Source organism: Thiobacillus sp. (genome assembly GCF_024708915.1).
This window is the reverse complement of record NZ_JANJXQ010000284.1, coordinates 1-1,741: the sequence shown is the minus strand read 5'-3', so window position 1 is coordinate 1,741 and position 1,741 is coordinate 1. Positions and strand designations below refer to the sequence as shown.

Genomic DNA, 1,741 nt, shown 5'->3' with positions numbered 1-1,741 from the left:
GTGCACCACCAACTGCCTGGCGCCGATCGCCAAGGTGCTGAACGACAACTGGGGCATCAAGCGCGGCCTGATGAGCACCGTGCACGCCGCCACCGCCACCCAGAAAACCGTCGACGGCCCGTCTTCCAAGGACTGGCGCGGTGGCCGCGGCATCCTGGAAAACATCATCCCGTCCTCGACCGGCGCCGCCAAGGCCGTCGGCGTGGTGCTGCCGGAACTGAAGGGCAAGCTGACCGGCATGGCGTTCCGCGTTCCCACTTCCGACGTGTCGGTGGTCGACCTGACCGTCGAGCTGGAAAAACCCGCCAAGTACGCCGACATCTGCGCTGCGATGAAGAAAGCCGCGCAATCCGGCGACATCAGCAAGACGCTGGGCTACACCGACGAAAAAGTGGTTTCCACCGACTTCCGCGGCAACAGCTTCTCGTCGATCTTCGACGCCGAGGCCGGCATCGCCCTGGACGACACCTTCGTCAAGGTCGTGGCCTGGTACGACAACGAGTACGGCTACACCTGCAACATGCTGCGCTTCGTGCAGCACGTGGCGAAGTAATTTGCCGCTAAGGGGTGAGGGGTCAGGGGTAAGAGGACGGGCGCAGTCCCGCCTCACCCCTGACGCCTTACCCCTCACTGCTTCGAGCTTTAAGGCCTGGCGCGGACTCCAACCCCGCGCCAACCCTTAAATCTTACCTTCAGGAGAAACAAGCATGGCATTCATCCGCGTCACCGATCTCGATCTGGCAGGCAAGCGCGTGTTCATCCGCGCCGACATGAACGTGCCGGTCAAGGACGGCAAGGTCACCTCCGACGCCCGCATCACCGCGTCGATGCGCACCATCGAGCACTGCCTGAAGGCCGGCGCCAAGGTGATGGTCACCTCCCACCTCGGCCGCCCGACCGAAGGCGAGTTCAGGGAAGAGGATTCGCTCAAACCCGTGGTCGACGTGATCGCGCAGAAGCTCGGCAAGAACATCCGCCTGATCCGCGAATGGACCGACGGCGGCTTCGACGTCGCCGACGGCGAACTGGTGGTGCTGGAAAACTGCCGGGTCAACAAGGGCGAGAAGAAAAACGTCGACGACACCGCGAAGAAATACGCCGCATTGTGCGACGTCTTCGTGATGGACGCCTTCGGCACCGCGCACCGTGCCCAGGCCTCGACCCACGGCATCGCCAAGTTCGCCCCGACCGCCGCGGCCGGCATCCTCTTGACCGAAGAACTCGACGCGCTGGACAAGGCGCTGGCCAACCCGGCGCGCCCGATGGTTGCCATCGTCGGCGGCTCCAAGGTGTCGACCAAGCTGACCGTGCTGGAAGCGCTGGCCGAGAAATGCGAACAACTGGTGGTCGGCGGCGGCATCGCCAACACCTTCCTCAAGGCAGCCGGCCATAACGTCGGCAAGTCGCTGTGCGAGGACGACCTGGTGCCCACCGCGCAGGCGCTGATCGAGAAGATGACCGCGCGCGGTGCGACCATCCCGATCGCTGTCGACGTGGTGTGCGGCAAGAAGTTCGACGCCAACGAGCCCGCGGTGCTGAAGGATTCTGGCGACGTCGCCGACGACGACATGATTTTCGACATCGGCCCGAAGAGCGCGCAGGAACTCGCCGACATCATCATGAAGGCCGGCACCGTGGTGTGGAACGGCCCGGTCGGCGTGTTCGAGTTCGACCAGTTCGGCGAAGGCACCAAGACCATCGCCATGGCGATCGCCAACACCAACGCCTTCACCCTGGCCGG

At 64.3% G+C, this 1,741-nt stretch carries 2 protein-coding genes; both read left to right on the top strand.

Annotated elements, in window-relative coordinates:
- Positions 1 to 553 (top strand): type I glyceraldehyde-3-phosphate dehydrogenase (locus tag Q0L94_RS17760; RefSeq protein ID WP_296755997.1); only part of this gene is annotated, 553 nt, incomplete at its 5' end.
- Between the two features lie 154 nt (positions 554 to 707).
- Positions 708 to 1,741, top strand: a 1,034-nt coding sequence (locus tag Q0L94_RS17755) for a phosphoglycerate kinase (protein WP_296755994.1), incomplete at its 3' end; no start/stop codon positions are given.